At 57.1% G+C, this 18,719-nt stretch carries 16 protein-coding genes; 14 read left to right on the top strand and 2 right to left on the bottom strand.

The window, feature by feature from the left end; translation table 11 throughout:
* From ABYA88_RS11695 to ABYA88_RS11745, 11 genes are all read left to right on the top strand, one after another.
* On the top strand, nt 1–548 hold a 548-nt coding region (locus tag ABYA88_RS11695), incomplete at its 5' end, for a radical SAM protein (RefSeq protein ID WP_373187466.1).
* 21 nt (nt 549–569) lie between these two features.
* On the top strand, nt 570–1,175 hold the full coding sequence (locus tag ABYA88_RS11700; protein ID WP_373187467.1) for a DUF4823 domain-containing protein: 606 nt from the start codon (nt 570–572) through the stop codon (nt 1,173–1,175).
* A 40-nt stretch (nt 1,176–1,215) separates the two neighbouring features.
* Nucleotides 1,216–1,800 carry a DUF1285 domain-containing protein gene (locus ABYA88_RS11705; protein WP_373187468.1) on the top strand — a complete coding sequence of 195 codons (585 nt, stop codon included), beginning with the start codon at nt 1,216–1,218 and terminating at the stop codon, nt 1,798–1,800.
* Between the two features lie 248 nt (nt 1,801–2,048).
* The gene (locus ABYA88_RS11710; protein WP_373187469.1) at nt 2,049–4,202 is read left to right on the top strand and encodes an adenosylcobalamin-dependent ribonucleoside-diphosphate reductase; all 2,154 of its coding nucleotides are present in this window, start codon (nt 2,049–2,051) and stop codon (nt 4,200–4,202) included.
* Between the two features lie 79 nt (nt 4,203–4,281).
* A complete protein-coding gene (locus ABYA88_RS11715; RefSeq protein ID WP_373187471.1) occupies nt 4,282–4,986 on the top strand; it encodes an NrdJb in 705 nt (234 codons plus the stop codon).
* Nucleotides 4,987–5,402: 416 nt separating this feature from the next.
* Nucleotides 5,403–5,873: a hypothetical protein gene (locus ABYA88_RS11720; RefSeq protein ID WP_373187472.1), complete on the top strand. Its 471-nt coding sequence runs from the start codon at nt 5,403–5,405 to the stop codon at nt 5,871–5,873.
* 4 nt (nt 5,874–5,877) lie between these two features.
* Nucleotides 5,878–6,465, top strand: a complete 588-nt coding sequence (locus ABYA88_RS11725; protein ID WP_373187474.1) for an adhesin — start codon at nt 5,878–5,880, stop codon at nt 6,463–6,465.
* 45 nt (nt 6,466–6,510) lie between these two features.
* Nucleotides 6,511–7,512: a hypothetical protein gene (locus tag ABYA88_RS11730; protein ID WP_373187476.1), complete on the top strand. Its 1,002-nt coding sequence runs from the start codon at nt 6,511–6,513 to the stop codon at nt 7,510–7,512.
* 71 nt (nt 7,513–7,583) lie between these two features.
* Nucleotides 7,584–8,282, top strand: coding sequence for a C39 family peptidase (locus ABYA88_RS11735; RefSeq protein WP_373187478.1), 699 nt, complete (start codon nt 7,584–7,586; stop codon nt 8,280–8,282).
* Nucleotides 8,283–8,320: 38 nt separating this feature from the next.
* A complete protein-coding gene (locus ABYA88_RS11740; RefSeq protein WP_373187479.1) occupies nt 8,321–9,049 on the top strand; it encodes a hypothetical protein in 729 nt (242 codons plus the stop codon).
* A gap of 33 nt (nt 9,050–9,082) precedes the next feature.
* Nucleotides 9,083–10,342, top strand: a complete 1,260-nt coding sequence (locus ABYA88_RS11745; protein WP_373187481.1) for a hypothetical protein — start codon at nt 9,083–9,085, stop codon at nt 10,340–10,342.
* Between the two features lie 31 nt (nt 10,343–10,373).
* Here ABYA88_RS11745 and ABYA88_RS11750 read toward each other — a convergent pair whose 3' ends face one another.
* Entirely contained in the window at nt 10,374–11,711 is a 1,338-nt protein-coding gene (locus tag ABYA88_RS11750; RefSeq protein ID WP_373187489.1) for a sigma 54-interacting transcriptional regulator, read from the bottom strand.
* Nucleotides 11,712–11,924: 213 nt separating this feature from the next.
* On the opposite strand from ABYA88_RS11750, the gene ABYA88_RS11755 reads away from it, so the two are divergent.
* The 3 genes from ABYA88_RS11755 to ABYA88_RS11765 all read left to right on the top strand — a co-directional run bounded on the left by ABYA88_RS11755 (nt 11,925) and on the right by ABYA88_RS11765 (nt 17,770).
* The gene (locus tag ABYA88_RS11755) at nt 11,925–12,713 is read left to right on the top strand and encodes an alpha/beta fold hydrolase (protein WP_373187482.1); all 789 of its coding nucleotides are present in this window, start codon (nt 11,925–11,927) and stop codon (nt 12,711–12,713) included.
* 30 nt (nt 12,714–12,743) lie between these two features.
* A complete protein-coding gene (locus tag ABYA88_RS11760; protein ID WP_373187484.1) occupies nt 12,744–14,867 on the top strand; it encodes a PQQ-dependent dehydrogenase, methanol/ethanol family in 2,124 nt (707 codons plus the stop codon).
* A 173-nt stretch (nt 14,868–15,040) separates the two neighbouring features.
* Nucleotides 15,041–17,770, top strand: a complete 2,730-nt coding sequence (locus tag ABYA88_RS11765; RefSeq protein ID WP_373187486.1) for a LuxR C-terminal-related transcriptional regulator — start codon at nt 15,041–15,043, stop codon at nt 17,768–17,770.
* A 106-nt stretch (nt 17,771–17,876) separates the two neighbouring features.
* Here ABYA88_RS11765 and ABYA88_RS11770 read toward each other — a convergent pair.
* A partial coding sequence (locus ABYA88_RS11770) for a DUF1329 domain-containing protein (RefSeq protein ID WP_373187487.1) occupies nt 17,877–18,719 on the bottom strand: 843 nt, incomplete at its 5' end.

The following is an 18,719-nucleotide window of genomic DNA, read 5'->3' on the forward strand; positions in this document are numbered from 1 at the left end:
GCAAATCCGTCGAGGAACTCAGGGAGTTACGCGAGGCGGGGCTGGCGATGCTTTATGTGGGAGCGGAATCGGGCGACGATGAGGTGCTTGAGCGGGTGAACAAGGGGGAGACCTTCGAATCCACTGAACAGGCCCTGACCAAGGCTGGGGACGCGGGCATGCAACGCTCCGTGATGATCCTCAATGGCCTGGGAGGCAAGAGCCTGAGCGAGCAGCATGCGCTGAGCTCTGCCAGACTGATGAATGCTACCCAGCCTGAATTCGTCTCGACGCTGGTGGTGAGTTTTCCCCAGGGCATGGAGAGGTATCGCGAGCGCTTTCCCGATTTCGAAGCGCTCGATCAGCAGAGTCTATTTCTTGAACTGAAACAGTTTATCGAAACGCTGGAGTTGAAAAACACCGTGTTTCGCAGCGACCATGCATCGAACGCGCTGGTGCTCAAGGGTATATTGGGTGCCGATAAGGAGCGCCTGCTGGAGCAGGTGCAGAACGCGATCGAGCGTCCCGAACGTGCCCGCCTGCGGCCGGACTGGATGCGCGGGCTCTAGGCAACTTTCGAGGATATCGTGATGCGTTGGACAGGACTTGCCTTGCTACTCTCCGCCCTGGTTGCGCTGGCCGGCTGCGTGAAACCCTCGGACATGCAGAAGACCTCCCGGTATTACCTGGGCGATGTCGGGCTAATGGATCACTACAGCATTAAACGTCAGGCCAACTGGAGCCTGCAGCCGGATTCCAGCCTGTTCATTGCACAGGGTCATTTTCTGCCGGTGGGTCATCCCTATGCTCGTCCGAATGTGGTCGCCGAAGAAGCTTTTGCGGCCGCAGTCGAGGTCTTCCCTCTGCTGCGGCGTGCGGAGCGGCCCGTGGGCCTCGAGCAGGCGCTGGATCAGGCCTACGTTCACGGCATGGACTATCTGCTCTACACCCGCTTTGCCAGCGCCGATGACCAGATTGGTGATCGCGAGCACTGGGACGAGTCGCGGCGGCTTGGAGATGTGGGCATCGACCGTGCGACCCTGCACCTGATTCTGATGGAAACCGCGACGCGGCGGCTGGTCGATCATGCCGTGATCAATACCCGCGGCGGTTTTCTGCAATTTTATCAATCCGAGCCCGAGGACCTGCTGCGCCCGCCCCTGGAGGACTACACCCGGCAACTGCTCGGCCGCTGAGATCGTCAGACAGGCTTGGCCGTAAAGAGAGGTACTAATCATGACCCGACGTGAACCACCGCACCAGTCCCTGCTTGCAAGCATACCTGGCGTCTCTACCCCGGGGCGTCCTGATCCTGCACCGGTGGACCAATGGGATCCGCCAGTGAGCGGAGAGATGGATATGCAGATTGTCCGCGACGGCACCTGGTACCACGAAGGCGACCCGATCAACCGCAAGGCGCTGGCGCAACTGTTCGCCAGCATTCTGCGCCGTGACGACGATGGTCGATATTATCTCGTGACACCCGTCGAACGCTGGGCGATTCAGGTGGACGACGCACCTTTTGTGGCTACCCAGCTACAGGTAGAAGGTGAGGGCCAGGATCAGAAGCTGACCTTCACTACCAATCTGGAAGATACGGTCGAAGCAGGTCCCGATCATCCGATCCGGGTCGAGCTGGATCCGCGCACTCAGGAGCCGTCACCCTATGTGCTGGTTCGTGCGAATCTCGAAGCCTTGATAGGACGCAATGTCTTCTATCAACTGGTCGAGCTGGCAGTCGAGCGCGAACACAAGGGTGCTACCTGCCTGGGGGTATGGAGCCACGGCTGTTTCTTTCCGATAGACGGCAATCCGGCCTGATATTTATCCAGCCTCCGCGCCGGCCGGTCAGGTCGGCGCTCCCCGGCCGCGACCTTTCTGGCTCTGCTCAAGTCAAGTATAAAAAGCGCTTTTTTGTAGGGCCGAAGATATTGATCTTTACCATATCTGGGTCTAGCATTGCTCGCTATGCACAACAAGTAGTGTTTCTTTCCCGGAAACCCCCAGGCGCCAATTCGCGCTGAAAGCGTGGTTTTGCGGGGTGTAGCCGAGCGTTTCAGGAGAAAATAATGAACCAGACAGCCAAGGTGCAGCGCCTGCACAACACGGTCACCGACATCCCGATGCAACCTGCCTCCGAGGATATCTGGGATACCAAGTACCGGTTGAAAACCAAGGATGGGGTAGCGATCGACGCGACCGTCGATGAGACCTACCAGCGCGTTGCCCGGGCTATCGCCGATGTGGAAGAGCCTTCCGTGCGTGATCACTGGTACGAGGAGTTCCTCTGGGCTTTGCGTCACGGTGCCATTCCGGCCGGACGTATTACGTCCAATGCCGGTGCCCTGGAGCACAAGCCTGCTACCTCGACCATCAACTGCACTGTCTCGGCTACCATCGGCGATTCCATGGACGATATTCTGTCCAAGTTGCATGAAGCGGGCCTGACCCTCAAGGCCGGTTGCGGTATCGGCTATGAATTCTCCACGCTGCGCCCCAAGGGGGCCTATGTCTCCGGTGCTGGCGCCTATACCTCCGGTCCGCTGTCGTTCATGGATATCTATGACAAGATGTGCTTCACCGTTTCCTCCGCCGGTGGGCGTCGCGGTGCGCAGATGGCCACCTTCGATGTTGGTCACCCCGATGTGATGGACTTCATCCGTGCCAAGCGGGAAGGTGGCCGGCTGCGTCAGTTCAACCTGTCGCTGCTGATTACCGAGGATTTCATGCAGGCCGTGGCTGCTGATGCCGACTGGAAGCTGTCTTTCCCGCTGACCCAGGCCGAAATCGATGCCGATGGTCTGGATCTGGATAATGAGGACCAGGTGATCTGGCGCGAACTGCCCGCGACCCAGCGCTACCTGACCCGCGAAGACGGCCGCGTGGCCTGCCGGGTTTCCAAAGTGCTCAAGGCCCGTCGGATCTGGGACATGATCATGACCTCGACCTACGACTTCGCCGAGCCGGGCTTCATCCTGATCGACCGCGTGAACCAGATGAACAACAACTGGTTCTGTGAGGAAATTCGCGCCACCAATCCCTGTGGCGAGCAGCCGTTGCCGCCCCATGGCGCCTGCCTGTTGGGCTCGATCAATCTGACTCTGTTCGTGCGCGATCCCTTCACCGAAAAGGCGCGGTTTGACTGGGAAGAGTATCGTAAGGTAGTAGACGTCTTTACCCGCATGCTCGACAACGTGGTGGAGATCAACGGTCTGCCGCTGGAAGAGCAGCGCGCAGAGATCTACCGCAAGCGTCGTCACGGCATGGGCTTCCTCGGTCTGGGTTCGACCATGACCATGTTGTGTATGAAGTATGGCGAGCAGAAGTCGCTGGACTTCACCGAGCAGGTCTCCAAGGAGATGGCTGTGCAGGGCTGGCGCACTGCGCTACAGCTGAGCGAAGAGAAGGGCGCAGCCCCCATCATGGATGAGGACTTCACCGTCACCGAGGCCATGCTGGTAAAGCGCCCGGAAATGCGCGCCGACGGCATCAAGGCCGGCGACACGCTCAAGGGCAAGATCCTGTGGGCCAAATACAGCCGCTACATGCAGCAGGTAGCCGGTGAAGATGCCGAGCTGGTCGCCGCATTGAGCGAGAAGGGCGGGCGCTTCACCCACCACAGCTCTATTGCCCCTACAGGTACCATTTCCCTGTCCCTGGCTAACAACGCGTCCAACGGTATCGAGCCGAGCTTCGCCCATCACTATTTCCGTAACGTGATCCGCGCGAACAAGAAGTCCAAGGAAAAGGTCGACGTGTTCAGCTTCGAGCTTCTGGCCTACCGGCACTTCATCAATGCCGAGGCTTTGCCGAGCATGGAGGCGAGCACTCGCAACCTGCCGGATTATTTCATCGCCGCCGATGACGTCAAGCCGACCGAACACGTGGATGTGCAGGCCGCCGCGCAGAAGTGGATTGATTCGTCCATCTCCAAGACCGCCAACGTACCTACTGATTATCCCTATGAAGATTTCAAGGATATCTACCGCTACGCGTTCGAGAAAGGTCTCAAGGGCTGCACCACCTTCCGCTTCAATCCCGAAGCCTTCCAGGGCGTGCTGGTCAAGGAACAGGATCTGGCCAACACCACTTACCGCTTCAAGCTCGAAGACGGCAGTTTTGTGGAAGCCAAGGGCGGTGACGAGATCGAGTACGACGGTGAGATGCACAGCGCAGCCAACCTCTATGATGCGCTGAAAGAAGGTTATTACGGCAAGTTCTGATACACCGGCGGCTCTGTTGCAGAGCCGCCAGCACATGAACAGTACAGAGCCTGGCTGCGGCCGGGTGAGGAAGACAGACATGGCACTGAAGATCAGCAGCAAGATTGTCGACTACGCGGTAGTCAAACCCGATGAGCCGGCTGCACAGCTGGAAGCGGTCAGCGCACCGGCCGAGCAACTGGAAGAGATGCACGAGAAACTCAAGCGCCCCGAGTTCCTCGAAGGCTCGACCTACAAGATCAAGACACCGACCTCCGAACACGCGATCTACGTCACCATCAATGATGTGATTCTCAATCACGGCAGCGACCACGAGATTCGTCGACCTTTCGAGATCTTCATCAACTCCAAGAACATGGAGCACTACCAGTGGATCTCGGCCCTGACGCTGATTATCTCTGCCGTTTTCCGCAAGGGCGGTGATTGCACCTTCCTGGTCGAAGAGCTGCGCAGTGTGTTCGACCCCAAGGGTGGCTACATGAAACGCGGTGGTCGCTGGATGCCGTCACTGGTGGCCGAGATCGGCGATGTGCTTGAGCAGCACCTGACCCGCATCGGCATGATGACCAATGAGATGGATGAGCATCAACGCGCCTACCTCGAACAAAAACGCGCTGAGTTTGTCAGCCTCAAGCCCCAGGGGCAGGTTGAATCCGATTGTGACGACAGCACCGAATCCTATCCGCCCGGCGCGCAGATGTGTGCCAAGTGCCACACCCAGGCGGCGGTGCAGATGGATGGCTGCATGACCTGCCTCAACTGTGGTGAGAGCAAGTGCGGCTGACGCCAGCTTTGCGCTAGTACCATCTGCAGCTTATTCGCTCCTCTCTCAAAGCCCCTTTTCAGGGGCTTTTTGCTGTCTGCTGTGGAAAAACCGAACGACTGGTTTTGAGGCATCATGTCTCACAATGCATACAGATTACCTCCTGATACCGGTTCGCATGGCCAATGAAATAAGCATGTATCAAATGTGATACATCGCAATGAATCCCTCCTATGGCTCTAGAAAGCGCTTTTCCTTGTCTTTGAGTATTTCAGGGTGTTTCAAGGCTGTTACATATGCTGGTCTGTGGAATCGCATATGCGGCCTGATGTGCCGTGCTTCCTGGCTCTCCGCTGTCTGGCATAGAACCTGCTACTTCTCTTGCAAAGGATATCGACACCGTCATCGGCATCCATCACTTGGCAGGGGAGGAAAGCATGTACCAGCAAAAAATAGTTCTTGTAGTCGCCTATCTGCTCGCCGCAATTTTTCTCCTTGCAGGCGCCTTGGTGGCATCCCCGGTCATTGCTGCCAATGGTGACATCATCATCGGCAGGGAAGTGCAGCCGCGACATGCTACCCGCAAGGAACTGGTGCCTGATCCGAACCCGCAGCTGGTCAATCCCAAGCCTAACACTGTGATCGAAAGGGGTTTGCAGGGTTTTCGAATCGGCGAACTCAACGACAGCGAATTTGCCGCAGTCAACAGCGGCTCACGCTTGCCTCAGCAGATAGAAAACCAGATGCCTCGCGTTCAGCAAAGCGCATCCGATGTAACTCGTCACGGCGGGACTGCGGGCCACAATCCGGTTGGACATAGCGGAACCGGCGCTCTGAGTAACATCAACGGTCAGGTCAATCGCAGCGTACAGCAAGGTTTGCAGCCACTTCAGATCCTTAAGAGGTAATCACATGAAAACATCACTCGCATGGGTCGGCCTGGCTATCTCCCTACTTCTGATGTCGGCGGCAGCACTGGCGGAAAAAGCCGCCAAGGCGGATATCCAGGCAAGCGGCACTGGCTATCAGGGCGTGGTAATGATCAACCAGGCTGCAGGATCAGGGCAGCAGCAATCCAACGTCAGGGTGATTTCAGTTGGCGATATGCCAGCAGCCCGTATCAATGTCACGCAGAGTCGGGATCAGCTGGCACCTGATGCAGCAACGATGAATGCCACAGCCAATATTCAGGGTAATTCATTCAGTCACGGTGCGGGTGTGCTCGGTATCAACCAGAGCGCGGGCGCCGGAAACCAGCATATCAACGCTTTTCGGATCGAGATCGGTTCGATGCCGGAAAGCCTGGACGACAGTGGACTGGCGCAGAGCGCCGCACCGTTGTCCACGAACTCGGGGGCGGTAGTACCGCAAAGCGGAGATCGGCAGGTCGAAATTGATGACCAGGCGTTTTCCGGCAGTACGGGTGTGGTGCAGCTGAACCAGAGTGCCGGCGTTGGCAATCGTACGGTGAACAGCGTCGGTATCCGGATCATGGACTGACCCAAACCATGTGTTTAAACGCAAAAAAACGAATGAGGTTCTATCATGAAAACTAAAAGATTACTGACTCCTCTGGCCCTCGCAATTGCGACCACGCTTTCCGCTGGCGCCTACGCTCAAGGGTTCGATGGTTCTTCCGCAACTATCGATGACACACAGGTAAGCACCAACAACGACATCCTGAATCAGGCTACCGATAACGATGCTGTTGTCGAGGGATCTCTTGACTCGGCTTCGGGTAACGTCGGGATAAACGTCGCGGCTGGTAACAATAACCAGCAGGCGAATGCGGCTGCAGTCTCGACTGCGGACGCGTTTTTTGTCTTTGGTGTGCCGGTAGCAGCCAATGCTAATGCAAGCATCCAGGTGAGCCAGCTTTCCCAGGACAATACTGTTACCAACTACAGCACGCCTAACAACGCTAGTCTCGTTGATTCTGCTGGTGGAGCCTCGGGTAATATTGGCATGAACATCGCTGCAGGCGACTATAACCAGCAGAAAAACGATATGGCAGTTGCCAATTCTGAAAACGCAATTAATGCTGGCGCCAGCGTAACTGTAAGTCAGACCTCGCAGAACAACCTGACTAACAACTACGCAACCCTTGAGTATGGTTCGCAGCAGGTCTCCCTGACCCTCAACGGCGGTGGTACCTATGATGGTCAATCAGACCAGATCGGCGATGTCTATCCAGATATCTGGACAGGCGCATCGCATCCCAGTGGCTCTCCAGCCGGCCATTTCGATCTGGATACTGCTACCCAGGGCGGTTCTGACCTGAACGATGACGGTGGCGCACTCGCCTTTAATGAGGCCGGCACACTTGATCTGGAGGGCACTGTCAGTGGTTCCATTCCGATTCTGGTTGGCTTTGCCGACCCGGCAGTCAACAACGCCTCGTTGACCAACTCGCTTGGCGGTGCATCGGGTAATGTGGGCGTCAACATCGCAGCAGGTGCGGGTAACCAGCAAAGCAATTCTCTGGCTATCGCGGCCGGTTGTAATGCGTGTGTGCCAACTGCTCCTCCAACTGTTCCTGGTGAATAGTAAAACCGTGTGCCACAAACCGAACAGGGTTCGGGTCCGCCCGGACCCTGTTTTACCTTCAGGGTTTTCCCATGAAACGCATTCTTTTCTTTCTGGCATCGATCACCTTGGGAAGTCACCTGCTTTCACCGCAGGTGGTGGCCCAGGCAAAACCCTTTGCCGTGCTGCCCAATGGTGGCGTGGCCTTCAAGGAGGTGACCAGCATACGAGAACGCCGTTTTGTCAACTTGGTAGAGCAGGAAACCGATTTCAGTTGTGGTGCGGCGGCGATGGCCACTGTACTCAACGAAGCCTATGGCTGGGAGTTGTCTGAAGCCGAGGTCATCCACGGAATGTTGGCAGAAGCCGACCACGAGCAGGTGCGCACCAAGGGCTTCTCGATGCTCGACATGAAACGCTACGCCGAAACCATCGGCCTGCGCGCGCGAGGTTACCGGATACCTGCCGAGCAGCTTGAGAATATAAAGGTACCCACGATCGTGCTGGTGGATATCCGTGGCTACAAGCACTTCGTCGTCATGCAACGCAGCAGCGAGGACTGGGTCTATCTTGGCGATCCGGTGCTGGGTCACAAGAAGGTGACCAGGGAGGAGTTCAGCAACGGATGGAATGGAATCATTTTTGCGATTATCGGTCCAGGCTATGACCGTGAAAATGTGCTTTTGACACCGCCGGAACCTCTGACCGCGCGGCATCGATTGGACCGTTTTCAACCGGTCAAGGACGCAGAATTAATGGAGTTCGGGTTTATCCAGAGCGACTTTTTCTAGCGCACAATCTTTGGAGCTGAAGGCTCCGGGAGTCAGTCATGAATACCAGACATTTGCTGATCGCAAGCTTGGTCAGTCTAAGTACTTCGGTAAACGCAGGGAACCTTTTCCAACCCGTGGAACTCAATGATAGGGAACTGTCGCAGTTACGTGGTCGTTACGTACTGCCCGATCGGATAATTCATTTTGGCGTGACGATGAACACCATATGGCAGAACAGTGCCGGGCAGGCAGTAGGTGCAATGGTGTCCTTGCGTGTGGATGGGGCAGCACAGCCCAGTTTGCACGTCAGCTTTACCGATCAGAGTGGTAATGGCGGTACGGTCAATCCTGGTGGCGGCCATGTCATTGGTGGGGCGGGTCTGAATAATGTGGATGGCATCGTTCAGAGCGTGCGCAGTGCTGGCGACTACAACGATGGACGAAATGATCTGAGCATCAACGTGACACGCGGCGACAGTTCATTACCCCAGCCGGTGGGCCAGTCTTGGAGCGGCACTGAAGCTTTTTCGAACGACGCCGGTGATGTTGTCATAAGCAATCATGCTGGTGGTCTGCAAATCGCCTTGCAGGCGGCAGGTCAGGGTACCGCGCAGCAGCAAATTGGGGGTAACGGAATAGCTCAACAGACCAGCATCAATGGCAATGCGAATATCGTACGCAACATGACGGCCCTGAATGTGGGTTTGCGTGATAGACCGCTGCAGATGGATCTGGCCAATTGTACCTGGGAACAGATGCGCGTACTGAGTCCTGTTGGGTACTGAAACCATGAATGATTTGTCACAAGGAAATCAAGTATGCAAAAAAAAGGTGGTTTTGCTTTGCTACTCCTGGCTGCGTCGGTTTCTCCAGCAATGGCGCAGAGTGATTCACAAGAATTGCGGGCTGAGTTAGAGGCGCTGACCCAGCGTTACGAAGCGCAGCAGAATGCCTTGATGATCCTTGAGCAGCGACTCAGGCAGCTTGAAGGTCAGAGCAAGCCCCAGAGTGCGGGTGCTCCAGCGCAACGCGCGCCGGCGCCCGCCCGGCGTGAGCGACAGGAAGTCGCCAGCACCCGCTCCGATACCGGGTATGGCAAGGATCTGCAGAGCAGTTCCGAGTCGGTGCCCAGCGTCGACGCTTTATACGAAGAGGCAACCGGTTTTTTCGGTGATGGCAGGTTTAGCATTGAGCCGGCTATTACCTATACCCATTACGATACGCGGCAGTTGTTTCTCAATGGCTTTCTGGCACTGGACGCAATTTTTCTTGGCAATCTCGGTATTGATGAAATCAACGCCGATACCTTCACCTTCGATTTGACAGGTCGTTACAACTGGCGGCGTCGCTGGCAGTTCGACGTCAACGTACCGCTCATATACCGTGAAACCACCTATCAGTCCGCAGGTGCCGGCGGTTCAACTGCGGCATTCAGTGAGGAGACGGTAACCGGGGATCCGCGGCTCGGCGATATCAGCATGGGCATTTCCTACAAGTTTCTTGACGAAGCTCCAGGGCGACCAGATGCGGTGGCGAGCCTGCGGGTGAAGGCGCCGACCGGTGATGATCCCTACGGAATCAAGCTCAATCCGGTTCCTGGCAACGATAACCTTTCGGTGCCAGAGGATCTGCCCACAGGTAATGGCGTCTGGTCTATTACTCCCGGTATCTCGTTGGTCAAATCAGTGGACCCGGCAGTCTTGTTTGGCAGTATGTCCTATACCCATCACTTTGAAGAAAGCTTCTCGGATATCAGTCCGCAGCGAGGAGTTCGCCAGCCGGGTGATGTGAAGCTGGGGGACTATTTCCAGTTTGGCCTGGGAATTGCGTTTGCGCTCAACGAGCGGATGAGCCTGTCGATGTCCTTCTCGGAACTGATCAGTCGCAGCAGTGAAATCAGGCCTGATGGAGGCAGCTGGCAAACGGTCAACGGCAGTGACGCCAACGCAGCCTATTTCAATCTCGGCATGACCTATGCACCCACCGATACCCTGACCTTTGTACCCAGCCTTTCCATGGGCCTTACGCCTGACGCACCAGATTTCAGTTTCAGCCTGAAAATGCCCTACTATTTCTGAGACGGCGGCGGCTCAGGAGTTGTTGGTTGCGTCATCTGTCATCTGTCATCAGTTGATGCTTGTGCAATAAGCGGTAGAGGGTAGGGCGTGATATGGCCAGTGTCCTGGCAACCAGCTTCATGTTGTGCGGATGCGTTGCCAGGGCCTGCTCCAGCGCAACCTTCTCAGCCATCATCACCTGCTCGCGCAGGGTAAGCTGCTTATCGACCGCGTTTGTCGCCATTGCCAATCCGAGGTCCGCAGGCTTGATCTGACGCCCATCGGCCATCACCATGCCGCGTCTCACGCGATTGGCCAGTTCGCGGACATTGCCGGGCCAGTCATACTGGTTCATTGCCGTCAGCGCTTCCTCGCTGAAGGATCGAGGCTTGCGACCTACCTCGCCGGCATAGATCCTGGCAAAATGTCGGGCAAGCGCAGTGATGTCGCTCCTGCGCTCGCGCAAGGGTGACGTCTGCACTTCCAGCACGTTGAGCCGATAGTAGAGGTCCTCACGGAACTGTCCCTGCCGGATGGCCTCTTCTAGGTCGACATGGGTAGCGGCCAATACCCTCACATCAACAGGGATGGGCTTGTCGCCGCCGACGCGCTCAATCTGCATTTCCTGCAAAAATCTGAGCAGGTTGGCCTGAAGGTCTAGCGGGAGATCGCCGATTTCGTCCAGAAACAGCGTGCCGCCATCAGCCGATTCGATGCGTCCGATCTTGCGCTGGTGCGCACCGGTAAAAGCGCCTTTCTCGTGTCCGAACACTTCCGATTGCATCAGATGCTCGGGTATTGCGCCGCAATTGATGGCTACGAAGGGTGCATCTGTGCGGCGCGACTTCCAGTGCAGCGCACGCGCGACCAGCTCTTTGCCGGTACCGCTCTCACCACGAATGAGAACGGGCGATTCGGCTGGCGCCAGTTTGCATATGAGACGGCGTAGGTCAGTTGCCTGTCGGCTGCTGCCCAGAAAATCAAGATCGACCTGCTGAGTGCGGCCATGGGTGAGACTGCGCAGGCGCGCCATCCCGTAGGCTCTGCCTAGCGCGACCTCCACTCTGTCGCGGTCGAAAGGCAGGGTATGGTAGTCAAAAAACCATTCGCTGATGAAGTCGGCAATCTTCGGTCTGTGCAGCAGGTCAGGAACCACTACGGCGATCCAGTCGATTCCGCTGTTTATAATCAGACGCTTCAGTTTGTCCAGATAGGATGACTCGCTGCTCTGCAGCCGCACCAGGCCGACGTCGGCATCATCCCAGTTTGCATCTCCAACGGTCCCGGATTCAATTTGCCAACCGCAGGCCTCCAGTTCAGGCATCAACTCTTTACATTCGGAGCACGAATCTATGGTCAACAACGTGCGCATTTTATCTGCTTCCGCTATGACGCCCATCAATTCTCCAATTAAGGTCACGACAGACATGACGTACAGCCCTGGAATTACCGTTTATTTCATGTTGTCTCTGACACCTTATGAGATTCGTCCTGCGGGTTAGTTCAACCTATCCCCCAATAGGGGGGTGAAAGTGGTGCAGCAGTGTCCATAGGATCGATGCTATCTACCGTGGTTTTGCGGTGGGGCAGCGGGAGCCACGAGATGCCAGACATTCAGCTCAACGATACGACCATCCATTATCAGCGCACCGGCAAGGCCGGCGGTCCGCGCCTGTTGCTCAGTCATTCGCTATTTTTCGACCACAGCATGTTTGATCCGCTGATCGGTCTGCTGGAAGACACCCACGAGATAGTTGCGTATGACCATCGGGGCCAGGGCGCCAGCGGCACGCAAGGCAAGCTGGATATGGATAGTTTGACGCGCGATGCCGCGGCGCTGATCGAGGCGCTGGGTTTTGGGCCATGCTACGTGGCTGGCAATTCGATGGGCGGCTTTGTTGCATTAAGGTTGGCAACGCGGTATCCGCACCTGGTGGCCGGTTGCATCGTGATTGGCAGCAGTGCTGACCTGGAGCACCAGCTGGCAGCCTTTGAGCCGCTGGTCGAGGATCTGGCATGCAATGGGCCGGCGGAGCACATAGACACGCTGATGCATATCATGTTCGGTGATCGCATTTTTGCCGACACAAGCAGAGAACCGCTGCTCGCCCATTGGCGCAACAAGATGCTCGCGCTGGATACCTCCATAGGCGAAGCCGCCAGGGGCGTTATTCACCGTCAGGGTGTGTTGCCTGAAGTCGCACTGCTCGAGGTTCCATTGCTGGTGCTTGCCGGTGAGCAGGACCATGCCTATTCAGTTGCGCTGTCACAACAAATCGTTGATGCAAGCGGTCACGGCGACATGTACGTTATTCCGGATGCCGGACATTCGGTGGCGCTGGAGGCGCCTGAATCAGTAGCCCAGCGTATCCGCGACTTTGCCGGAGCCTGAGAAGACGAAACTACCCAAAGAGAAATACTCATGACAAAAATAATAAATCCAGGCACATCCCTGGTGGGTGTTGCTGCATTCGCAGTCGGTTTGCTCGGCTGGTCGGCAAGCCACGCCGATGAAAACCGCGACAACCTCACCCATGCGCCCTCAATGGAAAGCGGTGAGTGGCTGAGCTACGACCGTACTCTGGCTGGACAGCGTCATAGTCCGCTGACTGATCTCAACGAAGAAACCGTCGGCAAACTGGGTCTGGCGTGGTCGATCGACCTGGACAACAACCGCGGGCTTGAGGCTACGCCGCTATACAGCGATGGCGTGCTCTACACTTCACTTTCCTGGAGCAGGGTGATGGCCGTGGATGCCGCATCCGGCGAGATTCTCTGGAGCTTCGATCCCAAGGTGGACAAGGCCAAGGGCCGGCACGCCTGTTGCGATGCGGTAAACCGTGGCGTGGCCCTGCACGATGGCAAGGTATACGTTGGCACACTGGACGGCAGGCTGATTGCGCTGGATGCCATGACGGGTAACGAGGTCTGGACGCAGCAGACCACCGACAACAGCCAGCCCTACACGATCACCGCCGCTCCACGGGTGGTCAAGGGCATGATCATGATCGGCAATGGCGGTGCAGAGTTCGGTGTGCGCGGATATTTTTCGGCTTACGACGCAAAGACTGGGGAAATGCGCTGGCGTTTTTACACGGTGCCCGCTGATCCATCGCAGCCAATAGAGCATCCCGAGCTGCTTGAGGCGGCCAAGACCTGGAGCAAGGATACTGACTGGTCACTGGGTGGCGGCGGCACCGCATGGGACAGCATGGCCTACGATCCCGAGCTGGACCTGCTGTATGTAGGGACCGGCAACGGCTCGCCCTGGAATCGCGAAATACGCAGTCCCGGCGGCGGCGATAACCTCTTTCTTTCGTCGATCCTGGCGGTCCGCCCCGAAACCGGTAAGCTGGTCTGGCATTACCAGGTGAACCCTGGCGACACCTGGGATTTCACCGCCACTCAGCAGATTACCCTGGCCAACCTGGAAATTGATGGCAAGCCACGCAAGGTATTGATGCAGGCGCCAAAGAACGGATTTTTCTATGTTCTGGACCGCGCCACCGGTGAGCTACTCTCGGCGGAAAAGTTCGGCAAGGTCACCTGGGCCGAGCGCATCGACATGGCGACCGGCCGGCCAGTAGAGGTACCCGGCGCGCGTTACGAGAAAGAGATGATTGTGATGTGGCCAAGCCCCTTCGGCGCGCACAACTGGCATCCCATGTCGTTCAACCCCCAGACTGGCCTGGTCTACATTCCGTACCAGGAAATACCCGGCACCTACAGCAACGAAGGCAAGGGCTTCGTCAAGCGGGAGGCTTTCAATACCGGTGCGGGCTCCTCGGAAATTACCGAGCTGCCCCGAGAATATACCTCCGGCGCACTGGTTGCCTGGGATCCGGTAAAGCAGGAAGCCGCCTGGCGGGTAGAGCATGAAAACCACTGGAACGGTGGCACGCTGACCACCGCCGGCAATCTGGTTTTTCAGGGTACGGCCGCCGGCAAACTGGTCGCATACACGGCTGACAAGGGGGAGCCACTGTGGGATTTTGATGCGCAGACCGGCATCATCGCCGCGCCGATGACATTCAAGCATGAAGGTGATCAATACGTGGCGCTGATGGCCGGGTGGGGCGGGGCGGCGGCATTGTTCGGCGGCGATGCGGCGGTAGCGACCGGCGTCCGCAATGTCAGTCGCATGCTGGTGTTCAAGGCAGGAGGCCAGGCGGCTTTGCCAGAACTGTCCGAACCGCCGGTTACCGAGCGGGTGCCGGAGCCGGTAGTCGCTGCAAAGACGGATATCAAACAAGGCGAGGTGCTGTATGCCCAGTACTGCGCAGTTTGCCATGGCACCGGGGTGATCGGTGGCGGCGTGCTGCCTGATCTGCGTCATTCATCCGATCCGGTGCGCAAGGCCTATCCGGCGATTTTGCTGGAAGGATTGCTTGAGTCTCAGGGTATGCCCAGCTTTGCCGGTAGTTTGAGCCCGGAAGAAGTGGAAAAGATCCGCCTGTACATATTGCATCGAGAATATGAGACATACATGCACGCAATGCGGATGGAGGAGGAGCCGTCGGCGGACTTGGAAACCGAAGGAGAGTAATTGCTCTAATATCAGTGATCCTTATGATAGGCTCGATTGAAGCGCTGACGCTTTTCTCGGGCCTGTTCGCTGCTATGCTGCCAGCAGGCCATTAGTTCGATTCAGAACGGCTGCCCAGCAAATAACAAGAGATCGGTAATGCCCGGTCCGTGCGAATCAGGATGACTGACCTTATGAACATGAAAGGCGGTGCGATTGTTCCAATAGCACTCGGCAAGGTGGCTAATGAAGCCATTGAGTCAGGCAGCGACATTCCTCTTCTGCTCTCCACCAAGCTCACACCACCGCGTCTGGGGCGGGGTATTCTGCCCAGACCGCGGCTGGAATGCATGGCCACGCAGGTGGCTGAACGGCGCCTTTCCCTGCTCAAGGCGCCACCGGGCTTTGGCAAGACTACTCTGGCTACAATATGGGCAGACAGTCTGGCATCCCAGGGCCACACCGTAGCCTGGTTGTCACTTGACGAAGAAGACGAATCGATCCAGCGCGTTCTGTTCTACCTGGCTGCAGCACTGAATCATGCTGCGCCAGAGATTGGCAGGGCCTGCCTCAGCCTGCGCGCCGAGTTGACTTTTTTTACCATGGAGACCCTGGCCAGCCTGCTGATCAACGAGCTGAGCGGCTATGGCCGTCCGGTGGTGTTGTTTATCGACGATTTCCATCGCATAGGGGACGCCGTCCTGGTGGGTGCGCTGAGGTTTTTCCTGCAGCGTGCGCCTGATCTGCTGCATGTCGTATTTATCGGCCGCCGCGAACTTCCCAATGCACTGCTCGAACACGTATATGCCGATGATCTGCTTGAGGTCGATGGCTATCATCTGCGCTTCGCTTTGGATGAAACCCGTGACCTGCTGCGCAAGGCTGGTGTGGAGCTGGAGCAGGCCAGTGAGCTTAGTGCCATCCAGCAAGGCTCTGATGGCTGGATCGCATCCTTGCGCGCGTACCTGCTTACCCCGCAGATCAATCCGGGCGGTCGACCCAGGCTGGCTACGCGCAGTATCTGCATCCTCTTTGATGAACTGATGCAATCACTGGAAAGCTCCAGCCGTGAACATCTGTATCAGCTGGGCTTGTTCGATAAGTTCAGTGTCGGTTTGCTGACTGCGCTTTTTGGTGCGCCGCGCGCCCGGCAGATGCTCTCACTTCTACAGCAGCGACAACTGTTTGTCAGCGCTTTGGACGACAGCGAGACCTGGTTCAGTTTGCATCCGTTGTTTCGCAGCTACCTCAAGAACGTTTGTATAGAACAGGACGAGGCGGCCGCGCGTGACTTGCTGCTGAGCGCGGCGTGCTGGTTTGCCGAGCACGAGTACTGGCTTGATGCGATTCGTCTGGGCCTCGAAAGCGGCCATACAGATCAGGTGCGAAGCTGGATCAATCGTTGCGCAATGCAGCTTCTGGAACAGGGGGACTTCACCACCTTGGTCATGCTGGAAAAGCGCTGGAATCTCCAGGAAACCGATGCACCAGTCCAGCTTACGATGGCGCGCGCCTGGGCCATGGGATTGGCGCTGGAGGTTGAGGCGGCGGAGCGTCTGCTTGCCGAGGCGCAAAGTCAGTTGGCACATGGGAAATCTGATGCGTCGTCACCGCTGCATTGGGAAATGCAGGCGCTGCGCGCCATGCTGCTAGGTCTGGCAGACCACAATGAACGTTCCGGTGCCCTTGCCGCTACCTGTTTCGAGGCAGTGCAGCACAGGCCCTGGGTGACAAATGTACTGCTCAACCTGATGAGTTGCAGTCATTATCATGCCAGTCGTTGGGATGTTTTTTATACCTTGCCGCCTAATCTGCGGGATGATCGTCAGGCACTCAATCTGCTGTTTCATGATTGCTACCGCCAGTCTATCCAGGCGCTCGCGGAGTCGTCGCAGGGCCGCATTGATCCTGCGACTGAGTGTCTACACAGTCTACTTGCTCGGATCGAGAAGATTTTTGCGCTGAGTCTGAATCGCCCGAACCCAGCCTTGCTTGCGCTACCCCAGGCGCTGCTGGCGCAATTGGCTTATCTGCGAGGTGATTGGCAACTTACTGAATACTATCTGGCTCAATGCATGGACTTTATTGCCATGGGCGGTTTTCTCGATTGTATGGCTGCTGCCTACTGCACCAGCGCTCGTCTGCAATGGCGGCAGGGCTTTGCACCGCGTGCCAGACGTACACTTGAGCAGCTTGATGTGTTGGCGGCCCAGCGCAACTGGTCACGTCTGCGGGCGCGGGTTTTTCTCGAGCGAACCTGGCTGAACCTGCGTGACGGCAAGCCGCGCGAAGCCATTGCTTGCAGCCACTATCTGTTGGGTCTCGCAGATGAAGTAGCGGAAGACGGAAGTCTCGATCGCTTGGTGTATGCCCGGCTCGGTTCCCTGTGGCTGGCCCTGAACGGCCTTGAAGAGCGTGCCGGCCTGGTGGAGGAAGCCGAAGCATTGCTTCTGGAACTCCGCGCGAGGCAGCTGCAGATCACATACGCAGAATTAGCGCTGGCTCTGGGCGTATTTCATTGTCTGCAGGGTAACAGTGAGCGTGGCGAACAGTTGCTCGCCGAAGTGCTTGAGGTGACCTGTGAAACCGGTGCTGTCAGTGTGCTGCAGGATCTACCTGTCACTGATTTATATGGCTTGTTGGACGGGAAAGTGTCTGACCAGTGGTGGGCCAGCGCCGAGGCCGTGTTGGGCGAGAAACTGGCAGATGACTGTACAGTGAGCGCATGTAACACCGCCTTGCTGGATTTGACAGTGAAGGAGCGGCAGGTGATGAATCTGGTGGCGGAGGGCAAGTCGAATAAGCAGATTGCCCGGGATCTGAACGTAACACCCGAGACTATCAAGTCGCATATGAAAAGTATCTTCGCCAAGCTGAAAGTGGATAACCGCGCGCAGGCGGCGGTGATGCTGCAGACGGGCTGATCAGCAGGGGTTGATCAGGAAGATTTGAGGGGAAAGTAAAATTGCAGGAGATTGTTGCACAAGAGAAACCGCCGCCCGGTATTGCCGGAGCGGCGGTTTTTTTGCGTTATCGAATACCCGAAGCGCGCAGGGCGTTGGGTGTGTAGTCGGCTGAAGAAGCCCCGAAGTCAGTGTCGTAGTTCTCACGTTCTTCGTTGGTCATGCCCAGTGCCACATAGCGGCCGTTCTGCAGGTCGTACAGTGTTTCGACCGCATAACTGGGGATCTTCTCGTCATACCGTTGCAGAGCAATGGCTTCAGCTACCCGCCACAGACCGCCACGGCCATCGTAGTGATCCAGCGCTGCGACCTGCCAGTTGTCCTCGTTGATGAAGAAATGGCGCTTGGCATACACGTGGCGCTGGCCTTCCTTCAGCGTGGCCTCGACTTCCCATACGCGGTGCTTCTCGTAACGCACCAGATCCTGGTTGATATGACCGGCCTGGATGATCTCGTCGTACTTCACATCCGGTGAGCCGATCTTGTAGTTGTTGTACGGAATCAGCATCTCGCGCTTGCCTACGAGCTTCCAGTTGTAACGGTCGGGAGAGCCGTTGTAGAAGTCATAGTTGTCGGAAGTACGTGTGCCGTCAGAACCGAAGGCTGGACCGTCATAAGCTACCTGCGGGGCGCGGCGCACGCGACGCTGGCCGGCATTGTAGATCCATGCCAGACGGGGTTCCTTCAGCTGGTTGATGAACTCGTGCACCAACAGTACGTCACCGGCCAGACGTGATGGAGAGAGTACGCGCTGGGTGAAATAGAACATCAGGTTGGGGTTGGTCTGGGTGTTGTAGTCGGTCAGGGCGGTAGAAAAAGTAAACTCGTCCTTGAACACCACCATAGTGTTGGAGCCGTTGGCCTGGGGCGTGGCCTGGGCAATGGTCCGGCTGAAGCTGCCGCCGCGGTA

The sequence above is a fragment of the Halopseudomonas sp. genome (assembly GCF_041579695.1).
GTDB lineage: Bacteria > Pseudomonadota > Gammaproteobacteria > Pseudomonadales > Pseudomonadaceae > Halopseudomonas.